Here is a 19,540-nt window from a genome sequence, read left to right as displayed (position 1 = left end):
CTTGAACCTGGTTTTTCCGACCCCATATAGCCGGCAAGACAAGGCGAGCCTGGCTCGCACAACAGAAATTGCGGAGGAGATACCCAATGGCTGACGAACAGCTGGATGAAAAGAACCTGAACCCCGAAGAGGCCGTTGCAGCTACTGCCGACGCCCGCGTTCTGGAGCTCGAGGAGCAGCTGGCCGCCGCCAAGGATCAATCCCTGCGCGTCGCTGCAGAAGCGCAGAACAGCGTTCGTCGCGCTGAACTGGAAGTCGACAAGGCTCGCAAGTTCGCCCTGGAGAAGTTCGCCGGCGACCTGCTGCCGGTGATCGACAGCCTGGAGCTGGCCCTGGCCCACTCCAACGTCGAAGACGAGCAGGTCAAGAAGATCCGCGAAGGCGTCGAGCTGACCCTGAAGATGTTCCAGGACACTCTCAAGCGCTACAACCTCGAAGCCATCGACCCGCACGGCCAGCCGTTCAACGCCGAGCACCATCAGGCGATGGCCATGCAGGAAAACGCCGAGGTCGAGCCGAACAGCGTGCTGAACGTGTTCCAGAAGGGTTACCTGCTCAATGGCCGTCTGCTGCGCCCCGCCATGGTGGTGGTCAGCAAGGCGCCGGCGGCAGCTCAGCCATCTATCAACGAGAAGGCTTGAAATCCTGCTGGGTACCCCCATTTAGGTGTCAAGCACTCAAGTATTTCCGCAGTCGTCTTGTGTAGTCGCTGCGACCAAATTCAAGTTTCGGGAGAGTTAACATGGGCAAAATCATCGGTATCGACCTGGGGACCACCAACTCCTGCGTCTCCGTGCTGGAAAACGGCACCGCCAAGGTTATCGAGAACGCTGAAGGCGCGCGTACCACGCCTTCGATCATCGCCTACGCCAACGACGGCGAGATCCTGGTTGGTCAGTCGGCCAAGCGCCAGGCAGTCACCAACCCGCACAACACCCTGTTCGCGGTGAAGCGCCTGATCGGCCGCCGTTTCGAAGAAGATGTCGTGCAGAAAGACATCAAGCTGGTGCCTTACAAGATCGTCAAGGCCAACAATGGTGACGCCTGGGTAGAGGCCGCCGACAAGCAGATGGCTCCGCCGCAGATCAGCGCCGAAGTCCTGAAAAAGATGAAGAAGACCGCCGAAGACTACCTCGGCGAGCCAGTCACCGAAGCGGTCATCACCGTTCCGGCCTACTTCAACGACAGCCAGCGTCAGGCGACCAAAGACGCCGGCCGCATCGCTGGCCTGGACGTAAAACGTATCATCAACGAGCCGACCGCTGCTGCGCTGGCCTACGGCATGGACAAGGGCAAGGGCGACCACACCGTCATCGTTTATGACCTGGGTGGCGGTACCTTCGACGTGTCGGTCATCGAAATCGCCGAAGTCGACGGTGAGCACCAGTTCGAAGTACTGGCCACCAACGGCGACACCTTCCTGGGTGGCGAAGACTTCGACATGCGCTTGATCGACTACCTCGTCGACGAGTTCAAGAAAGAGTCCGGCATGGACCTGAAGAACGATCCGCTGGCCCTGCAGCGCCTGAAAGAAGCCGCTGAAAAAGCCAAGATCGAGCTGTCTTCCGCTCAGTCGACCGACGTCAACCTGCCGTACATCACAGCAGATGCCACCGGTCCTAAGCACCTGAACGTGAAGATCTCCCGCGCCAAGCTGGAGTCGCTGGTCGAAGACCTGGTCAACCGTACCATCGAGCCATGCCGCATCGCCCTGAAAGACGCCGGCATTGATGCCAGCAAGATCGACGACGTGATCCTGGTCGGTGGCCAGACCCGTATGCCGATGGTGCAGAAAGCCGTTGCCGACTTCTTCGGTAAAGAAGCGCGTAAGGACGTCAACCCGGACGAAGCCGTGGCCATGGGTGCTGCCATCCAGGGCGCCGTACTGGCCGGTGACGTCAAAGACGTACTGCTGCTGGACGTCAGCCCGCTGACCCTGGGTATCGAAACCATGGGTGGCGTGATGACCGCGCTGATCGAGAAGAACACCACCATCCCGACCAAGAAGTCGCAGGTGTTCTCGACTGCCGACGACAACCAGGGCGCCGTGACCATCCACGTGCTGCAGGGCGAGCGCAAGCAAGCTTCGCAGAACAAGTCGCTGGGCAAGTTCGACCTGGCTGACATTCCGCCAGCACCACGCGGCGTGCCACAAATTGAAGTGACCTTCGACATCGACGCCAACGGCATCCTGCACGTCGGCGCCAAAGACAAGGCCACCGGCAAGGCTCAGTCGATCGTGATCAAGGCCAACTCCGGCCTGTCCGACGAAGAGATCGAAAAAATGGTGCGTGACGCCGAGGCCAATGCCGAGGAAGACCGCAAGTTCGAAGAGCTGGCCGCTGCCCGTAACCAGGGTGATGCGCTGGTTCACTCGACCCGCAAGATGGTCAATGAGGCCGGTGACAAGGTCACTGCCGAAGAGAAGACTGCCATCGAGGCTGCCGTGGTTGCCCTGGAAGCCGCCGTCAAAGGCGACGACAAGGCTGCCATCGACGCCAAGGTCGAGGAGCTGTCCAAGGTCTCCGCGCCGGTTGCTCAGAAGATGTACGCAGAGCAGGCCGAGCAGCCGCAGGGCGGCGCCCAGCAGCAAGCCGAGCCGGAAGCCAAGCACGATGACGTGGTTGACGCCGAGTTCGAAGAAGTGAAAGACAACAACAAGCAGTAATGCCTGCACGTTGTCGGCCAGCTCAACGGCGTTTGCCGGTGAGCTGGTAGGATGTCGCCGCGCGGGGGCTTGCTCCCGCGTTGGCGTATCTGGAATTCGAGAATTTTTACAGCATTTGTCGGGTGCCTTTTGTGGTTGCCAGGCAAGTGTTGATGGCGCGGCGCGGATGCCGGACGCCCAACAAGGTGCAAATGACCTATGTCCAAGCGTGATTATTATGAGGTCCTGGGTGTCGAGCGCGGCGCCAGTGAAGCTGACCTGAAAAAGGCTTATCGCCGGCTGGCGATGAAGTTCCACCCAGACCGCAACCCGGGTGACAAAGAGTCGGAAGACAAGTTCAAGGAGGCCAACGAGGCCTACGAAGTGCTGTCTGACGCGAGCAAGCGCGCGGCGTTCGACCAGTACGGCCACGCCGGCGTCGACCCGAGCATGGGTGGCGGTGGTGCGGGCTTCGGCGGCGCCAACTTCTCCGACATCTTCGGCGATGTCTTCAGTGACTTCTTTGGTGGCGGCCGTGGCGGCTCGCGTGGCGGCGCTCAGCGCGGCAGCGACCTGCGCTACACCCTCGAGCTGAATCTTGAAGAAGCGGTGCGTGGCACCACGGTCAGCATTCGTGTGCCTACCCTGGTCAACTGCGCGCCGTGCGACGGTTCGGGTGCCAAGAAGGGCTCGACCCCGTCGACCTGCCCAACCTGTGGCGGTATCGGCCAGGTGCGCATGCAGCAGGGCTTCTTCTCGGTGCAGCAGACCTGCCCGCGCTGCCATGGCCAGGGCAAGATCATCACCGACCCTTGCAATTCCTGCCATGGCGAAGGCCGTGTCGAGGAATACAAGACCTTGTCGGTCAAGGTGCCGGCTGGCGTCGATACCGGCGACCGCATTCGCCTGTCCGGCGAAGGCGAGGCGGGTGCTCATGGCGGCCCGACCGGCGACCTGTATGTGGTGATCAACGTGCGTGAGCACGGGATCTTCCAGCGCGACGGCAAGCACCTGTACTGCGAAGTGCCGATCAGCTACACCGACGCAGCCCTGGGCGGCGAGTTGGAAGTGCCGACCCTGGACGGCCGCGTGAAGCTGAAAATCCCGGAAGGCACCCAGACCGGCAAGCAGTTCCGTCTGCGTGGCAAGGGTGTGGCGCCGGTACGTGGCGGTGCGGCGGGTGACCTGCTGTGCCGCGTGGCGGTGGAAACCCCGGTCAACCTCAGCCGTCGCCAGCGCGAGCTGCTCGAAGAGCTGCGTGCCTCCCTCGAGGGCGACAGCTCCCACTCGCCCAAGGCCAGTGGCTGGTTCGAAGGCGTGAAGCGCTTCTTCGGCGATCTCTGACAAGGAACAGGCTATGCGACGTATTGCAGTGATGGGCGCGGCAGGGCGGATGGGCAAGACCCTCGTCGAGGCGGTGCAGCAACAGGCGCCACAGGCCGGCCTGACGGCGGCGATCGATCGTCCCGACAGCTCGCTGGTCGGGGCTGATGCCGGTGAGCTGGCGGCCCTGGGCCGGATCGGCGTGACGATCTGCGACGACCTGGCCAAGGTGGTCGACGAGTTCGATGTGCTGATCGACTTCACCCACCCTTCGGTGACCCTGAAGAATCTGGCGTTCTGCCGCAAGGCGGGCAAGGCCATGGTCATCGGCACCACCGGTTTCACGCCGGAAGAGAAAGAGCAGCTGGCCGAGGCGGGCAAGGAGATCCCGATCGTCTTCGCTGCCAACTTCAGCGTGGGCGTCAACCTGAGCCTCAAGCTGCTGGACATGGCGGCCCGGGTGCTGGGTGATGACGTGGATATCGAGATCATCGAGGCGCACCACCGGCACAAGGTCGATGCGCCTTCGGGTACTGCGCTGCGCATGGGCGAAGTGGTCGCCAATGCGCTCGGGCGTGACCTGCAGGAAGTGGCGGTCTATGGCCGTGAAGGCCAGACCGGCGCCCGTGACCGCAAGACCATCGGTTTTGCCACGGTGCGTGCCGGCGACGTGGTCGGTGATCACACCGTGCTGTTCGCCGCCGAAGGTGAGCGCCTGGAGATCACCCACAAGGCGTCGAGCCGCATGACCTTCGCCAAGGGGGCGGTACGTGCCGCGCTGTGGCTGGATGGGCGTGAGCCTGGGCTGTACGACATGCAGGACGTGCTCGAGCTGCATTAAGCCGTTAGCGCGGCGTTGGTTTCTTCGCGGGTAAACCCGCTCCCACAGAGATAGCGCAGGGCTGAAGGCGCGCGCGGTCCCTGTGGGAGCGGGTTTACCCGCGAAGGGGTCGCCGCCGAAGTCAGCCTGTCGCATTCATGTGTTTTAGAGACACATCTGCGGTAGACCCAAAACGCACTTTTCTGTAAGCTACAGCTTTAGTGTGTCCACTAAAAGCGCGCAGCGAATTGAATTCAGCACATGAAAGCGGGGTGACGTGTCCATACGTCACTCCGCTTTTTTGCAACCTGCGATCGCCCTTTCATGCTTGATCTACGGGAGGTCTTCTTGACAAAGCCAGCCATACTCGCCCTTGCCGACGGCAGTATTTTTCGCGGTGAAGCCATCGGTGCCGACGGTCAGACCGTTGGTGAGGTGGTGTTCAACACTGCTATGACCGGCTACCAGGAAATCCTTACAGACCCTTCCTATGCCCAGCAAATCGTTACCCTGACCTACCCGCACATCGGCAACACCGGCACCACGCCGGAAGACGCCGAGTCGAACCGCGTCTGGTCCGCCGGCCTGGTCATCCGTGACCTGCCGCTGCTGGCCAGCAACTGGCGTAACACCCAGTCGCTGCCTGACTACCTCAAGGCCAACAATGTCGTCGCCATCGCTGGCATCGACACCCGTCGCCTGACCCGTATCCTGCGTGAAAAGGGCGCCCAGAACGGCTGCATCCTCGCCGGTGACAACATCACCGAAGAGCAGGCCATCGCCGCCGCCCGCGCCTTCCCAGGCCTGAAGGGCATGGACCTGGCCAAGGTCGTTTCCACCAAGGAACGCTACGAGTGGCGCTCCAGCGTGTGGGAACTGAAAACCGACAGCCACCCGACCCTCGAAGCCGCCGACCTGCCGTACCACGTGGTTGCCTTCGACTACGGCGTCAAGCTGAACATCCTGCGCATGCTGGTTGCCCGCGGCTGCCGCGTGACCGTGGTGCCGGCGCAAACCCCGGCCAGCGAAGTGCTCGCGCTCAACCCCGATGGCGTGTTCCTGTCCAACGGCCCTGGCGATCCCGAGCCATGCGACTACGCCATCCAGGCGATCAAAGAGATCCTCGACACCGAGATCCCGGTGTTCGGCATCTGCCTCGGCCACCAGCTGCTGGCCCTGGCCTCCGGCGCCAAGACCGTGAAGATGGGCCACGGCCACCACGGTGCCAACCACCCGGTCCAGGACCTGGACACCGGCGTGGTGATGATCACCAGCCAGAACCACGGTTTCGCCGTTGACGAAGCCACGCTGCCGGCTAACGTACGCGCCATCCACAAGTCGCTGTTCGACGGCACCCTGCAGGGTATCGAGCGCACCGACAAGAGCGCGTTCAGCTTCCAGGGCCACCCTGAAGCGAGCCCAGGCCCGACCGACGTCGCGCCACTGTTCGATCGTTTCATCGATGCCATGGCCAAGCGCCGCTGAGCATCCTGCTGCAAGGCCCCGGGGCGGCGTGTGCCGCGCCCGGAAGCGCCTGACCCAGATTGTTCAAGACGGCTTGCCGACTGACCCGCGGATTTGAGTGACAACCATGCCAAAACGTACAGACATCAAAAGCATCCTGATTCTCGGCGCTGGCCCGATCGTGATCGGCCAGGCCTGCGAATTCGACTACTCCGGCGCCCAGGCCTGTAAAGCCCTGCGCGAGGAAGGTTTCCGCGTCATCCTGGTGAACTCCAACCCGGCCACCATCATGACCGACCCGGCCATGGCCGACGCTACCTACATCGAGCCGATCAAATGGCAGTCGGTGGCCAAGATCATCGAGAAAGAGCGCCCGGACGCGGTGCTGCCGACCATGGGCGGCCAGACCGCACTGAACTGCGCCCTGGACCTGGAGCGCCACGGCGTTCTGGAGAAATTCGGCGTAGAGATGATCGGTGCCAACGCCGACACCATCGACAAGGCCGAAGACCGCTCGCGCTTCGACAAGGCCATGAAAGACATCGGCCTGGAGTGCCCGCGCTCCGGTATCGCCCACAGCATGGAAGAGGCCTACGCGGTCCTCGAGAAGCTCGGCTTCCCATGCATCATCCGCCCGTCGTTCACCATGGGCGGCACTGGCGGTGGTATCGCTTACAACCGTGAAGAATTCGAAGAAATCTGCACCCGCGGTCTGGACCTGTCGCCGACCAAAGAGCTGCTGATCGACGAATCGCTGATCGGCTGGAAAGAGTACGAGATGGAAGTGGTCCGCGACAAAAAGGACAACTGCATCATCGTCTGCTCGATCGAAAACTTCGACCCGATGGGCGTGCACACCGGTGACTCGATCACCGTTGCTCCAGCGCAGACCCTGACCGACAAGGAATACCAGATCATGCGCAACGCCTCGCTGGCGGTGCTGCGTGAGATCGGCGTGGAAACCGGCGGTTCCAACGTGCAGTTCGGTATCTGCCCGAACACTGGCCGCATGGTCGTGATCGAGATGAACCCGCGCGTATCGCGTTCGTCCGCACTGGCTTCCAAAGCCACCGGCTTCCCGATCGCCAAGATCGCCGCCAAGCTGGCCATCGGTTACACCCTCGACGAACTGCAGAACGACATCACCGGCGGCCGCACCCCGGCTTCCTTCGAACCGTCGATCGACTACGTCGTCACCAAGCTGCCGCGCTTCGCCTTCGAGAAATTCCCGAAAGCCGACGCCCGCCTGACCACCCAGATGAAATCCGTGGGTGAAGTCATGGCCATCGGCCGTACCTTCCAGGAATCCCTGCAGAAAGCCCTGCGCGGCCTGGAAGTCGGCGCCTGCGGCCTCGACCCGAAAGTCGACCTGGCCAGCCCGGAAGCTGCCAGCATCCTCAAGCGCGAGCTGACCGTGCCGGGCGCCGAGCGTATCTGGTACGTGGCCGACGCCATGCGTTCGGGCATGACCTGCGAAGAAATCTTTGCCCTGACCGGCATCGACATGTGGTTCCTGGTGCAGATGGAAGATCTGATCAAGGAAGAAGAGAAGGTCAAGACCCTGGCCCTGTCGGCGATCGACAAGGACTACATGCTGCGCCTCAAGCGCAAGGGCTTCTCCGATCAGCGTCTGGCCGTGCTGCTGGGCATCACCGACAAGAACCTGCGCCGCCACCGCCACAAGCTGGAAGTGTTCCCGGTGTACAAGCGCGTCGACACCTGCGCCGCCGAGTTCGCCACCGACACCGCCTACCTGTACTCGACCTATGAGGAAGAGTGCGAGGCCAACCCGTCGACCCGTGACAAGATCATGATCCTCGGCGGTGGCCCTAACCGTATCGGCCAGGGCATCGAGTTCGACTACTGCTGCGTGCACGCGGCGCTGGCCCTGCGTGAAGACGGTTACGAGACCATCATGGTCAACTGCAACCCGGAAACCGTCTCCACCGACTACGACACCTCCGACCGTCTGTACTTCGAGCCGCTGACCCTGGAAGACGTGCTGGAAGTCTGCCGCGTCGAGAAGCCGAAGGGCGTCATCGTCCACTACGGTGGCCAGACCCCGCTGAAACTGGCCCGCGCCCTGGAAGAGGCCGGTGTACCGATCATCGGCACCAGCCCTGACGCCATCGACCGTGCCGAAGACCGTGAGCGCTTCCAGCAGATGGTTCAGCGCCTGAGCCTGCTGCAGCCGCCAAACGCCACCGTGCGCAGCGAAGACGAAGCCATCGTTGCCGCCGGCAAGATCGGTTACCCGCTGGTGGTGCGCCCGTCCTACGTACTGGGCGGCCGTGCCATGGAAATTGTCTATGAGCTGGACGAGCTGAAACGCTACCTGCGTGAAGCGGTTCAAGTGTCGAACGACAGCCCGGTACTGCTCGACCACTTCCTCAACTGCGCCATTGAGATGGACGTGGATGCGGTGTGCGACGGCACCGACGTGGTGATCGGCGCGATCATGCAGCACATCGAGCAGGCCGGCGTTCACTCCGGTGACTCGGCGTGCTCGCTGCCGCCGTACTCGCTGAGCCAGGACGTGCAGGACCAGGTTCGCGACCAGGTCAAGAAGATGGCCCTGGAACTGGGCGTGGTTGGCCTGATGAACGTGCAGCTGGCCCTGCAGGGCGACAAGATCTACGTGATCGAAGTCAACCCGCGCGCTTCGCGTACCGTGCCGTTCGTTTCCAAGTGCATCGGCACCTCGCTGGCGATGATCGCCGCCCGTGTCATGGCCGGCAAAACCCTGAAAGAGCTGGGCTTCACCCAGGAAATCATCCCGAACTTCTACAGCGTCAAGGAAGCGGTATTCCCGTTCGCCAAGTTCCCAGGCGTCGACCCGATCCTCGGCCCAGAGATGAAGTCCACTGGTGAAGTGATGGGCGTCGGTGATAGCTTCGGTGAAGCCTTCGCCAAGGCCCAGATGGGCGCCAGCGAAGTGCTGCCGACCGGCGGTACCGCGTTCATCAGCGTGCGTGACGACGACAAGCCACAAGTGGCTGGCGTTGCCCGCGACCTGATCGCCCTGGGCTTCGAAGTGGTCGCCACTGTTGGCACCGCGAAGATCATCGAAGCTGCTGGCCTGAAGGTGCGTCGCGTTAACAAGGTGACCGAAGGTCGCCCGCACGTGGTCGACATGATCAAGAACGACGAAGTGTCGCTGATCATCAACACCACCGAAGGCCGCCAGTCGATCGCCGACTCGTACTCGATTCGTCGCAATGCGCTGCAGCACAAGATTTACTGCACCACTACCATTGCGGCTGGTGAAGCCATCTGCGAAGCGCTGAAATTCGGCCCTGAAAAGACCGTTCGTCGCTTGCAGGATCTGCATGCAGGACTCAAAGCATGAGCATTACCAAGTACCCGATGACCGTCCAGGGCGCTCGCGCCCTGGAAGAGGAGCACCTGTTCCTGAGCAAGACCGAGCGCCCGCGCCTGAGCCAGGCGATCGGTGAAGCCCGTGAGCTGGGTGACCTCAAGGAAAACGCCGAATACCACGCCGCCCGCGAAGAGCAGGGCATGGTCGAGGCGCGTATCCGTGATATCGAAGGCCGTCTGCAGAACTCTGTGGTAATCGATGTGACCACTATTGCCCACACCGGCAAGGTCATCTTCGGTACCACCGTGGAGCTGGCCAATACCGAGACCGACGAACGGGTGAAATACCAGATCGTCGGTGAAGATGAAGCTGACGTGAAGCAAGGCAAGCTCTCGAGCGGTGCGCCTATCGCCAAGGCCATCATCGGCAAGGAAGAAGGCGACGTAGTCGTCATCAAGACGCCAAGCGGCACTGTCGAGTACGAGATTGTCGAAGTCCAGCACATCTGACCGGCGCCTGCGGGCGCCATCCCTCGAGGGGATCCTCTGGCAACTGGCCCAGGTATTCTGGGTCGGTGGCCTGTGGGTGTTCCATGTGGGGCTGGTGCCGGCGCTCAAGGTCAGTGGCCTTGCGCCGTTGCTGGTGCATGATGTGGCCGCGCAGATCGACCGCTGGTTGATCGGCGTGGCGATGCTCGGGCTGTTGACCCAGTTGGCGGTATTGGCGAGGGTGGACGGCCTGGCGGCCTGGTGGCAGCAGTTCCGTGGGCAGATGTTGCTGCTTGGCTTTGCTGCCTGTGTCAGCTACTACACGCTGCGCTACGGTATTTCCGTGGGCGAACGCTGGCAGATGTTCTGCTTCCTGGTGCTGGGTTTTTCCGGCATCGTGCTGGTGGCCCAGCCGGTTCCGGTCAGGGCGCGCAAGGCGCGCCACTGATCGGCTCCACCCTTACTTGAAGCGGTGGATGTTGGACAGCTGCTTGTTCGGCTGTGGGTTCTTGCGATAGATCAGCGCTTTCTTGCCGATGGTCTGCACCAGCTCGGCGCGGCCGACCTTGCACAGTTCGGCGATCGCGGCGGCGCGCTCTTCACGGTCTTCCGAACGGATTTCGACCTTGATCAGCTCGTGATCGGCCAGGGCGCGCTCCAGTTCGGCGGCGACGCCTTCGTTCACACCGTTGCCAGCAACGATCAGGACCGGCTTCAGGTCATGACCAATGGACTTGTATTGCTTCTTCTGCTCGTTATTGAGCGGCATAATCTGACCCTTTTCGTCTGATTCTGTAAAATTGACGGGCATTTTACCCGAGGGCCCCTGGCTCCGCCCAGTCAAACACGACGCATATCATCGAGGTGCCCCGTGGTACAACGTTCCAAAAGCAGCGCAAACTGGCTGCGCGAGCATTTCAACGACCCTTTTGTGAAACAGGCACAGAAGGATGGCTACCGCTCCCGTGCGAGCTACAAACTGCTGGAGATCCAGGAGAAAGACCGCCTGATCCGTCCCGGCATGAGCGTGATCGACCTCGGCGCGGCGCCAGGGGGCTGGTCGCAGGTGACCAGTCGTCTGATTGGTGGCCAAGGACGGTTGATCGCCTCGGACATCCTGGAAATGGACTCGATCCCGGACGTGACCTTCATCCAGGGTGACTTCACCCAGGACGAAGTGCTGCAGCAAATCCTGCAAGCGGTCGGCGATTCGCACGTAGACCTTGTGATTTCCGATATGGCCCCCAATATGAGTGGTACGCCCGCGGTGGACATGCCGCGCGCCATGTTCCTCTGTGAGCTGGCCCTGGATCTGGCAACCCGCGTGCTCAAGCCAGGCGGGGATTTCCTGATCAAGATCTTCCAGGGCGAAGGTTTCGACATGTACCTGAAGGACGTGCGCAGCAAGTTCGACAAGGTGCAGATGCGCAAGCCATCGTCCTCGCGGGATCGTTCCCGCGAACAGTACCTGTTGGGCAAGGGTTTCAAAGGGGCATGAAAGGCGTGCTGCGGGGTGGCCGATAGTTAATTCCAATCAGCTACCCCGTCTGGATCGTCCGAACTTCGTGTAGTCTAGCTTTCACAAAGGGTTACAGACGGTGCCTGCGGTTGCGTAGGTAATGTAGTAAGTTAGGGCGATGAATATCATGCGAGGCACGGCTGCGTCGTGCGCCGGCCTCAGAGGGTAGCGAATTGAACGACATGGCAAAGAATCTGATCCTGTGGTTGATCATCGCCGCCGTCCTGGTGACGGTGATGAACAACTTCTCCAGCCCTAACGAGCCGCAGACCCTCAACTATTCCGACTTCATCCAGCAGGTCAAGGATGGCAAGGTCGAGCGCGTGACCGTCGACGGCTACATCATTACCGGCAAGCGCACCGACGGCGACAACTTCAAGACCGTCCGCCCGGCCATCACCGACAACGGCCTGATTGGCGACCTGGTCGACAACCACGTGACCGTCGAAGGCAAGCAGCCCGAGCAGCAGAGCATCTGGACTCAGTTGCTGGTGGCAAGCTTCCCGATCCTGGTGATCATCGCCGTGTTCATGTTCTTCATGCGCCAGATGCAGGGCGGTGCCGGCGGTAAAGGCGGGCCGATGAGCTTTGGCAAGAGCAAGGCGCGCCTGCTCTCCGAAGACCAGGTCAAGACCACGCTGGCTGACGTCGCGGGTTGCGACGAGGCCAAGGAAGAGGTTGGCGAGCTGGTCGAGTTCCTGCGCGACCCGGGCAAGTTCCAGCGCCTGGGTGGCCGTATCCCGCGTGGCGTGCTGATGGTGGGCCCGCCAGGTACCGGTAAGACCCTGCTGGCCAAGGCCATCGCCGGCGAAGCCAAGGTGCCGTTCTTCACTATCTCCGGTTCCGACTTCGTTGAAATGTTCGTAGGTGTCGGTGCCAGCCGTGTGCGCGACATGTTCGAGCAGGCGAAGAAGCACGCCCCTTGCATCATCTTCATCGACGAAATCGACGCCGTCGGTCGCCACCGTGGCGCCGGCATGGGTGGCGGTCACGACGAGCGTGAGCAGACCCTCAACCAGTTGCTGGTCGAGATGGATGGCTTCGAGATGAACGATGGCATCATCGTCATCGCCGCCACCAACCGTCCGGACGTACTCGACCCGGCGCTGCTGCGCCCGGGCCGCTTCGACCGCCAGGTGGTGGTCGGCCTGCCGGACATCCGTGGTCGTGAGCAGATCCTCAAGGTCCACATGCGCAAGGTCCCGATTGGCGAGAACGTCAACCCGGCGGTCATCGCTCGCGGTACCCCTGGCTTCTCCGGTGCCGACCTGGCCAACCTGGTCAACGAGGCGTCGCTGTTCGCCGCCCGCGCCAGCAAGCGCGTGGTCGAGATGAAGGAGTTCGAGCTGGCCAAGGACAAGATCATGATGGGCGCCGAGCGCAAGACCATGGTCATGTCCGAGAAAGAGAAGCAGAACACCGCTTATCACGAAGCCGGTCACGCCATCGTTGGTCGCGTGGTGCCTGAGCATGATCCTGTCTACAAGGTGTCGATCATCCCGCGTGGTCGCGCGCTGGGTGTGACCATGTTCCTGCCGGAAGAAGACCGCTACAGCCTGTCCAAGCGCGCGCTGATCAGCCAGATCTGCTCGCTGTACGGTGGCCGTATCGCTGAAGAAATGACCCTGGGCTTCGATGGCGTCACCACCGGTGCCTCCAACGACATCATGCGTGCCAGCCAGATTGCCCGGAACATGGTCACCAAGTGGGGCCTGTCCGAAAAGCTCGGGCCGCTGATGTACGCGGAAGAAGAGGGCGAAGTGTTCCTCGGCCGCAGCGCCGGCAGCCAGCACGCCAGCGTGTCGGGCGAGACCGCCAAGATGATCGACTCGGAAGTGCGTGCGATCATCGATCAGTGCTACGCCACAGCCAAGCAGATCCTCACCGACAACCGTGACAAGCTCGACGCCATGGCCGAAGCATTGATGAAGTATGAAACCATCGATGCCGACCAGATCGACGACATCATGGCCGGCCGCACCCCGCGTGAACCTCGTGACTGGGACAATGATGCCGGCACTTCCGGCAACCAGGCCTCCCAGGGTGATCGTCCGGAGTCGCCGATCGGCGGCCCAGCGGCTCAACACTAAGGGTAGCCATGAGTTCACAGCAGTACCCGACCCGGTTGCCTTGCGGCAACCGGGTTCTTGATTTGTCCCGTACCCATGTCATGGGTATCCTCAATATCACCCCCGATTCCTTCTCCGACGGCGGGCACTTCAGCCAGCGCGACGCAGCGCTGCGTCACGCCGAGGCGATGGTGGCCGCCGGCGCGACCCTGGTCGATGTCGGCGGCGAGTCCACGCGTCCCGGTGCCCGGGCTGTTTCGCCCCTCGAGGAGCTGGAGCGCGTGGCGCCCATCGTCGAAGCGATCAGCAGCCGCCTTGATGTGATCATCTCCGTGGATACCTCGACGCCCGCAGTCATGCGCGAGTCGGCCCGCGTCGGCGCTGGCCTGATCAACGACGTGCGCGCCCTGGAACGCGACGGTGCGCTTGATGCGGCTGCCGCTACAGGGCTGCCGGTATGCCTGATGCACATGCGCGGCGAGCCGGGCAACATGCAGGACAATCCGCATTACGAGGATGTGACCGCCGATGTCACGCGCTATCTTGAGCAGCGCATGGCGGCTTGTGCGGCGGTCGGTATCGACGCCGATCGTATCGTCCTCGATCCCGGGTTCGGGTTTGCCAAGACCCTCGAGCACAACCTGAGCCTGTTCAAACACATGGAAGCGCTTTACCGCCTTGGGCGGCCGCTGCTGGTGGGCGTTTCGCGCAAGAGCATGATTGGCCTCACGCTGGATCGCCCAGTCGGTGAGCGGCTCTACGGCAGCCTGGCGCTGGCGGCATTGGCCATGACCAAGGGCGCGAGCATCCTGCGTGTTCATGATGTCGCCGAAACGGTCGATGTAGTGCGCATGATCGCCGCCGTGCAGAGCGCCGAATAAGAAAACTGGAGTCCCTATGAGCAGAAAATACTTTGGTACCGATGGTATCCGTGGTCGCGTTGGCCAGTTCCCCATCACCCCGGACTTCATGCTGAAACTCGGCTGGGCCGCGGGCATGGCCTTCCGCAAGCAGGGCCACTGCCGTGTACTGGTCGGCAAGGACACCCGTATCTCCGGCTACATGTTCGAGTCGGCGCTCGAGGCCGGCCTTTCTGCCGCCGGTGCCGACGTGATGCTGCTCGGGCCGATGCCGACCCCGGCGATCGCCTACCTCACTCGCACCTTCCACGCCGAAGCCGGCATCGTCATCAGTGCGTCGCACAACCCGCACGACGACAATGGCATCAAGTTCTTCTCGGGTAATGGCACCAAGCTGCCGGATGAAGTCGAACTGATGATCGAGGAATTGCTCGACCAGCCGATGACCGTCGTCGATTCGGGCAAGCTGGGCAAGGTCTCGCGCATCAACGATGCGGCGGGCCGCTACATCGAATTCTGCAAGAGCAGCGTGCCTACCGGTACCAACTTCGACGGCCTCAAGGTCGTCGTGGATTGCGCCCATGGCGCCACCTACAAAGTTGCCCCCAGCGTGTTCCGTGAACTGGGCGCCGATGTGACGGTGCTGCATGCCGCACCGGATGGCCTGAACATCAACGAGGGCTGCGGTTCGACGCACATCGAGTCGTTGCAGGCTGCGGTGCTGGTCGGGCATGCCGACCTGGGTATCGCCTTCGACGGTGATGGCGACCGGGTGCTGATGGTCGATCACACCGGCGCCATCGTCGACGGTGACGAACTGCTGTACATCATCGGCCGTGACCTGCACGAGCGCGGCAAGCTGCAGGGCGGCGTGGTGGGTACCTTGATGAGCAACCTCGGCCTGGAGCTGGCGTTCAAGGAACTGGACATTCCGTTCGTGCGGGCGAAAGTCGGCGACCGCTATGTCATGGCCGAACTGATTGAGCGTGAGTGGCTGCTGGGGGGTGAAAACTCCGGGCATGTCGTGTGCTGTAACCACACCACCACCGGTGATGCGATCATCGCCGCGCTGCAGGTGCTGATGGCCCTCAAGCGTCGCGGCGAAACCCTTGCCCAGGCGCGCCAGGGCGTGCGCAAGTGCCCTCAGGTGTTGATCAATGTGCGCTTCGAAGCAGGCAAGAGCGACCCGTTGAAAAACCCGCTGGTGAAGGCCGCAAGCGACAAGGCGACCGAAGACATGGCGGGCCGCGGGCGTGTGCTGTTGCGCAAGTCCGGCACCGAGCCACTGGTGCGCGTGATGGTCGAGGGCGACGACGAAAACCAGGTGCGTGGCCATGCCGAAGCCCTGGCCAAGCTGGTCGCTGAAGTTTGTGCCTGAAGAGGCTTGCCAGCGCAGATCGGGTTGGGTAAGATCTGCGCCCACTTTGACCGACGAGGTAAAGCATGCGTCGCCCCATGGTAGCTGGTAACTGGAAGATGCACGGTACCCGCGCCAGCGTCGCTGAGCTGACTCAGGGCTTGGGCAATATGCCCCTGCCAAGCGGTGTGGAAGTCGCGGTGTTTCCGCCGTCCCTGTTCATTGATCAAGTGATCAAGGGCCTGGAAGGAAAGGGAGTCACCGTCGGCGCACAGAATTCTGCTGTACAGCCTGAACAAGGCGCGCTGACCGGCGAAGTTGCACCGAGTCAGTTGGCTGAAGTTGGTTGCAAATATGTTCTGGTCGGGCACTCCGAGCGTCGCCAAATTATTGGTGAAACTAACGAAGTGCTGAATCAAAAGTTTGCAGCTGCTCAGAAAAGTGGTTTGACGCCAGTGCTCTGTATAGGGGAAACTCTCGAGGAGCGCGAGGCAGGCAAGACGCTTGAAGTTGTAGAGCGTCAACTAAGCAGTGTTATCGACGCGTTCGGTGTTGCCGCTTTTGCCAATGCAGTAATTGCCTATGAGCCTGTATGGGCCATCGGTACTGGTTTGACGGCCTCGCCACAGCAAGCCCAGGATGTGCATGCAGCCATCCGTGAGCAGTTGGCGGCGAAGGACGCCGAAGTTGCAGCTAACGTGCAGCTTCTCTACGGCGGCAGCGTGAAGGCGGCCAATGCGGCCGAACTGTTCGGCATGCCGGATATCGATGGGGGGCTCATTGGTGGAGCGTCCCTGAATGCAGACGAATTCGGTGCAATTTGTCGCGCCGCAGGAAACTGAACAATGCTGGAAACAGTCGTAGTTGTTTTTCATCTGTTGGCGGCGTTGGCACTGGTAGTAATGGTGCTGCTGCAACAGGGTAAAGGTGCGGAAGCAGGTGCATCTTTCGGCGCAGGTGCTTCAAATACTGTGTTCGGAAGCCAAGGTTCCGCTACCTTTTTGAGTAAAGTTACTGCTATACTTGCCGCCACTTTCTTTTTGACTGCACTTGGGTTAGGATACTTCGCCAAGCAGCAGGCTCACCAGCTGACTCAAGCTGGTCTGCCAGATCCAGCAGTGCTGGAAGTCAAAGAGCAAAAGCCGGCAGTCAACGATGATGTACCGGTGCTCCAGCAGCAGAAGAGCGAAACCACCAACTCTGGTGATGTACCTCCTCCGGCCAAAGAGCAGCAGTAACGGGTTTCAAATGTAGTATTGCCGAGGTGGTGGAATTGGTAGACACGCAACCTTGAGGTGGTTGTGCCCATAGGGTGTAGGGGTTCGAGTCCCCTTCTCGGTACCAATTGAAGCAAGAGAGCCCGCTTTAAGCGGGCTTTCTTGTAGGTGGAGGTTGGATTGACCCTCAAGGGGGTTCGGTCTTATACTTTCGCCCCAGCTTTGTCGCGGGGTGGAGCAGCTTGGTAGCTCGTCGGGCTCATAACCCGAAGGTCGTTGGTTCAAATCCAGCCCCCGCAACCAGCTTCAGCGGAGCCCCTTTTCAGGGGCTTTTTGCTAGCCAACAGTTTTCGGCGTCGTTGTCCTACGGCGCTTTCAGGGATGGGCGCTTCGCCCATTTTTTATTTGCACAGCATGCACGAGGGGGTTCAGGTGTCGAGCAAGCTAGAACAGTTGCAGGCCTTGTTGGCCCCAGTGGTCGAGGGGCTGGGCTATCAGTGCTGGGGGATCGAATACGTCTCCCAAGGTAAGCATTCGGTACTGCGTATCTACATCGACAAGGAAGGCGGCATTCTGGTGGAGGACTGTGAAGCGGTCAGCCGTCAGGCCAGTGCCATCCTGGATGTGGAAGACCCGATCAGCAGTGAATACACCCTCGAGGTTTCCTCTCCAGGCATGGATCGCCCGCTGTTCACTCTGGAACAGTTTGCCTCGCATGCCGGCGAGCAAGTGAAGATCAAGCTGCGTACGCCCTTCGAAGGTCGTCGTAACTTCCAGGGCCTTCTCCGCGGTGTGGAGGAGCAGGATGTGGTGGTCCAGGTGGATAACCATGAGTTCCTGCTGCCGATCGACTCGATCGACAAGGCCAATATTATTCCCAGTTTTGACTGAGACGTGCCGGGCCCGGCGGAAATTTACGGGCCCAATGGCTTGCGCAAGGCGAGGCGTACGATGAGCAAAGAAGTACTGCTGGTTGTTGAATCGGTATCCAACGAAAAGGGTGTACCGCCCGGCGTCATTTTCGAGGCGCTGGAAGTGGCTCTGGCCACTGCAACCAAAAAGCGTTTTGAGGACGAAGTCGACCTGCGTGTGGAAATCAACCGCCACACCGGTAGCTACGAAACGTTCCGTCGCTGGACGGTCGTCGAGGAAGCGGATCTGGATGATCCGGCAATCGAGGTCTGGCCAGCAAAGATTCAGGAAAGTCATCCTGAAGCCAAAGTTGGCGACGTGATCGAAGAGAAGATCGAATCGATCGAGTTCGGTCGCATTGCTGCGCAAACCGCCAAGCAAGTCATCGTGCAGAAGGTTCGCGAAGCTGAGCGCGCCCAGGTGGTCGACGCCTATCGCGAACGCGTTGGCGAGATCATCTCCGGTACCGTGAAGAAGGTCACCCGCGACAACGTCATCGTCGACCTGGGCAACAACGCCGAAGCGCTGCTGGCCCGTGAAGACATCATCCCCCGTGAGACCTTCCGGGTCGGTGTGCGCCTGCGTGCACTGCTCAAGGAAATCCGCACCGAGAACCGTGGCCCACAGCTGATCCTGTCGCGCACTGCGCCACAGATGCTGATCGAGCTGTTCACCATCGAAGTGCCGGAAATCGCCGAAGGCCTCATCGAAGTCATGGCCGCCTCCCGTGATCCGGGATCGCGTGCCAAGATCGCCGTCCGCTCCAAGGACAAGCGCATCGACCCACAAGGTGCCTGTATCGGCATGCGTGGTTCGCGCGTCCAAGCCGTATCCGGCGAGCTGGGTGGCGAGCGTGTGGATATCGTCCTGTGGGACGAGAACCCGGCGCAGTTCGTCATCAACGCCATGTCGCCGGCAGAGGTTGCCGCGATCATCGTTGACGAAGACGCCCATGCGATGGATATCGCCGTTGGTGCCGACAACCTGGCTCAGGCCATTGGTCGTGGCGGTCAGAACGTTCGTCTGGCCAGTCAGCTGACCGGCTGGACCCTGAACGTGATGACCGAGTCGGACATCCAGGCCAAGCAACAGGCTGAAACCGGCGACATCCTGCGTAATTTTGTCGAGGAACTGGAAGTCGACGAAGAACTGGCACAAGTGCTGGTCGACGAAGGCTTCACCAACCTTGAAGAAATTGCCTACGTACCGTTGGAAGAAATGCTCAACATCGATGGCTTTGACGAAGAAATCGTCAATGAGCTCCGCGCTCGAGCCAAGGACCGTTTGTTGACCAAGGCCATCGCTACCGAAGAAAAACTGGCAGACGCCCATCCGGCCGAAGACCTGCTCTCCCTCGAGGGTATGGACAAGGACCTGGCGGCCGAACTGGCGGTGCGCGGCGTGGTTAACCGCGAAGACCTGGCCGAGCAGTCGATCGACGATCTGCTCGACATCGACGGCATCGACGAAGAGCGTGCCGGCAAGTTGATCATGGCCGCCCGAGCCCACTGGTTCGAGTAATTAGGCGCGGCCTGAGGAGAGAAG

Annotated in this window: 17 protein-coding genes and 2 tRNA genes; 18 read left to right on the top strand and 1 reads right to left on the bottom strand. The window is 61.3% G+C overall.

Annotation, left to right across the window (positions count from 1 at the left end):
* Positions 1–86: 86 nt before the first annotated feature.
* The 8 genes from grpE to ACQ4N9_RS05860 all read left to right on the top strand — a co-directional run bounded on the left by grpE (position 87) and on the right by ACQ4N9_RS05860 (position 10,509).
* Positions 87–641, top strand: a complete 555-nt coding sequence (gene grpE, locus ACQ4N9_RS05895; protein ID WP_390966788.1) for a nucleotide exchange factor GrpE — start codon at positions 87–89, stop codon at positions 639–641.
* 101 nt (positions 642–742) lie between these two features.
* Positions 743–2,668 (top strand): molecular chaperone DnaK, encoded by a 1,926-nt coding sequence (gene dnaK / locus ACQ4N9_RS05890; protein WP_110995197.1) that lies wholly within the window; start codon positions 743–745, stop codon positions 2,666–2,668.
* A gap of 198 nt (positions 2,669–2,866) precedes the next feature.
* Positions 2,867–3,991: a molecular chaperone DnaJ gene (dnaJ, locus tag ACQ4N9_RS05885; protein WP_347150342.1), complete on the top strand. Its 1,125-nt coding sequence runs from the start codon at positions 2,867–2,869 to the stop codon at positions 3,989–3,991.
* A 13-nt stretch (positions 3,992–4,004) separates the two neighbouring features.
* The gene (dapB, locus tag ACQ4N9_RS05880) at positions 4,005–4,811 is read left to right on the top strand and encodes a 4-hydroxy-tetrahydrodipicolinate reductase (RefSeq protein ID WP_316906424.1); all 807 of its coding nucleotides are present in this window, start codon (positions 4,005–4,007) and stop codon (positions 4,809–4,811) included.
* A gap of 327 nt (positions 4,812–5,138) precedes the next feature.
* A complete protein-coding gene (gene carA / locus ACQ4N9_RS05875) occupies positions 5,139–6,275 on the top strand; it encodes a glutamine-hydrolyzing carbamoyl-phosphate synthase small subunit (RefSeq protein ID WP_125857392.1) in 1,137 nt (378 codons plus the stop codon).
* Between the two features lie 106 nt (positions 6,276–6,381).
* Complete coding sequence (gene carB / locus ACQ4N9_RS05870) at positions 6,382–9,603, top strand: carbamoyl-phosphate synthase large subunit (protein WP_347150345.1); 3,222 nt, start codon at positions 6,382–6,384, stop codon at positions 9,601–9,603.
* Entirely contained in the window at positions 9,600–10,082 is a 483-nt protein-coding gene (gene greA / locus ACQ4N9_RS05865) for a transcription elongation factor GreA (RefSeq protein WP_178125730.1), read from the top strand. Before carB ends, greA begins: the two co-directional genes overlap by 4 nt.
* Positions 10,060–10,509 carry an MFS transporter gene (locus ACQ4N9_RS05860; protein WP_347150346.1) on the top strand — a complete coding sequence of 150 codons (450 nt, stop codon included), beginning with the start codon at positions 10,060–10,062 and terminating at the stop codon, positions 10,507–10,509. The genes greA and ACQ4N9_RS05860 overlap by 23 nt, the downstream gene beginning before the upstream one ends.
* A 12-nt stretch (positions 10,510–10,521) precedes the next feature.
* On the opposite strand, the gene ACQ4N9_RS05855 is transcribed toward ACQ4N9_RS05860, so the two are convergent.
* Positions 10,522–10,830 (bottom strand): YhbY family RNA-binding protein, encoded by a 309-nt coding sequence (locus tag ACQ4N9_RS05855; protein ID WP_027595032.1) that lies wholly within the window; start codon positions 10,828–10,830, stop codon positions 10,522–10,524.
* Positions 10,831–10,932: 102 nt separating this feature from the next.
* Here ACQ4N9_RS05855 and rlmE point away from each other — a divergent pair, with 102 nt between their 5' ends.
* The 10 genes from rlmE (at position 10,933) to nusA (ending at position 19,516) form a co-directional block, all read left to right on the top strand.
* Positions 10,933–11,559, top strand: a complete 627-nt coding sequence (gene rlmE / locus ACQ4N9_RS05850) for a 23S rRNA (uridine(2552)-2'-O)-methyltransferase RlmE (protein ID WP_011532133.1) — start codon at positions 10,933–10,935, stop codon at positions 11,557–11,559.
* 203 nt (positions 11,560–11,762) lie between these two features.
* The gene (gene ftsH, locus ACQ4N9_RS05845; RefSeq protein ID WP_110995204.1) at positions 11,763–13,670 is read left to right on the top strand and encodes an ATP-dependent zinc metalloprotease FtsH; all 1,908 of its coding nucleotides are present in this window, start codon (positions 11,763–11,765) and stop codon (positions 13,668–13,670) included.
* Between the two features lie 8 nt (positions 13,671–13,678).
* Positions 13,679–14,530, top strand: coding sequence for a dihydropteroate synthase (folP, locus tag ACQ4N9_RS05840; protein WP_390966794.1), 852 nt, complete (start codon positions 13,679–13,681; stop codon positions 14,528–14,530).
* A gap of 16 nt (positions 14,531–14,546) precedes the next feature.
* The gene (gene glmM, locus ACQ4N9_RS05835; protein WP_390966796.1) at positions 14,547–15,887 is read left to right on the top strand and encodes a phosphoglucosamine mutase; all 1,341 of its coding nucleotides are present in this window, start codon (positions 14,547–14,549) and stop codon (positions 15,885–15,887) included.
* A 65-nt stretch (positions 15,888–15,952) separates the two neighbouring features.
* Positions 15,953–16,708, top strand: coding sequence for a triose-phosphate isomerase (gene tpiA / locus ACQ4N9_RS05830; protein ID WP_390966798.1), 756 nt, complete (start codon positions 15,953–15,955; stop codon positions 16,706–16,708).
* A 3-nt stretch (positions 16,709–16,711) separates the two neighbouring features.
* The gene (gene secG / locus ACQ4N9_RS05825) at positions 16,712–17,104 is read left to right on the top strand and encodes a preprotein translocase subunit SecG (RefSeq protein ID WP_011532138.1); all 393 of its coding nucleotides are present in this window, start codon (positions 16,712–16,714) and stop codon (positions 17,102–17,104) included.
* Positions 17,105–17,124: 20 nt separating this feature from the next.
* Positions 17,125–17,210: transfer RNA gene (locus ACQ4N9_RS05820), tRNA-Leu, on the top strand.
* A gap of 99 nt (positions 17,211–17,309) precedes the next feature.
* A tRNA-Met gene (locus tag ACQ4N9_RS05815) sits at positions 17,310–17,386 on the top strand.
* A 129-nt stretch (positions 17,387–17,515) separates the two neighbouring features.
* Complete coding sequence (rimP, locus tag ACQ4N9_RS05810; RefSeq protein ID WP_016391791.1) at positions 17,516–17,974, top strand: ribosome maturation factor RimP; 459 nt, start codon at positions 17,516–17,518, stop codon at positions 17,972–17,974.
* 60 nt (positions 17,975–18,034) lie between these two features.
* Positions 18,035–19,516 (top strand): transcription termination factor NusA, encoded by a 1,482-nt coding sequence (nusA, locus tag ACQ4N9_RS05805; protein WP_110995208.1) that lies wholly within the window; start codon positions 18,035–18,037, stop codon positions 19,514–19,516.
* Positions 19,517–19,540 lie beyond the last annotated feature (24 nt).

Source organism: Pseudomonas sp. ES1, from assembly GCF_050586605.1.
Classification (GTDB): domain Bacteria; phylum Pseudomonadota; class Gammaproteobacteria; order Pseudomonadales; family Pseudomonadaceae; genus Aquipseudomonas; species Aquipseudomonas sichuanensis.
The sequence above is the reverse complement of the archived record's forward strand: the minus strand, read 5'-3'. Positions and strand labels throughout refer to the sequence as shown.

Bases quoted from the DNA above. Each gene is read 5' to 3' on its own strand.
- glmM (WP_390966796.1), top strand. From the start codon at position 14,547: ATGAGCAGAAAATACTTTGGTACCGATGGTATCCGTGGTCGCGTTGGC.
- greA (WP_178125730.1), top strand. From the start codon at position 9,600: ATGAGCATTACCAAGTACCCGATGACCGTCCAGGGCGCTCGCGCCCTG.
- folP (WP_390966794.1), top strand. From the start codon at position 13,679: ATGAGTTCACAGCAGTACCCGACCCGGTTGCCTTGCGGCAACCGGGTT.
- carB (WP_347150345.1), top strand. From the start codon at position 6,382: ATGCCAAAACGTACAGACATCAAAAGCATCCTGATTCTCGGCGCTGGC.
- dnaK (WP_110995197.1), top strand. From the start codon at position 743: ATGGGCAAAATCATCGGTATCGACCTGGGGACCACCAACTCCTGCGTC.
- dapB (WP_316906424.1), top strand. From the start codon at position 4,005: ATGCGACGTATTGCAGTGATGGGCGCGGCAGGGCGGATGGGCAAGACC.
- secG (WP_011532138.1), top strand. From the start codon at position 16,712: ATGCTGGAAACAGTCGTAGTTGTTTTTCATCTGTTGGCGGCGTTGGCA.
- nusA (WP_110995208.1), top strand. From the start codon at position 18,035: ATGAGCAAAGAAGTACTGCTGGTTGTTGAATCGGTATCCAACGAAAAG.
- ftsH (WP_110995204.1), top strand. From the start codon at position 11,763: ATGGCAAAGAATCTGATCCTGTGGTTGATCATCGCCGCCGTCCTGGTG.
- dnaJ (WP_347150342.1), top strand. From the start codon at position 2,867: ATGTCCAAGCGTGATTATTATGAGGTCCTGGGTGTCGAGCGCGGCGCC.
- tpiA (WP_390966798.1), top strand. From the start codon at position 15,953: ATGCGTCGCCCCATGGTAGCTGGTAACTGGAAGATGCACGGTACCCGC.
- grpE (WP_390966788.1), top strand. From the start codon at position 87: ATGGCTGACGAACAGCTGGATGAAAAGAACCTGAACCCCGAAGAGGCC.
- ACQ4N9_RS05855 (WP_027595032.1), bottom strand. From the start codon at position 10,830: ATGCCGCTCAATAACGAGCAGAAGAAGCAATACAAGTCCATTGGTCAT.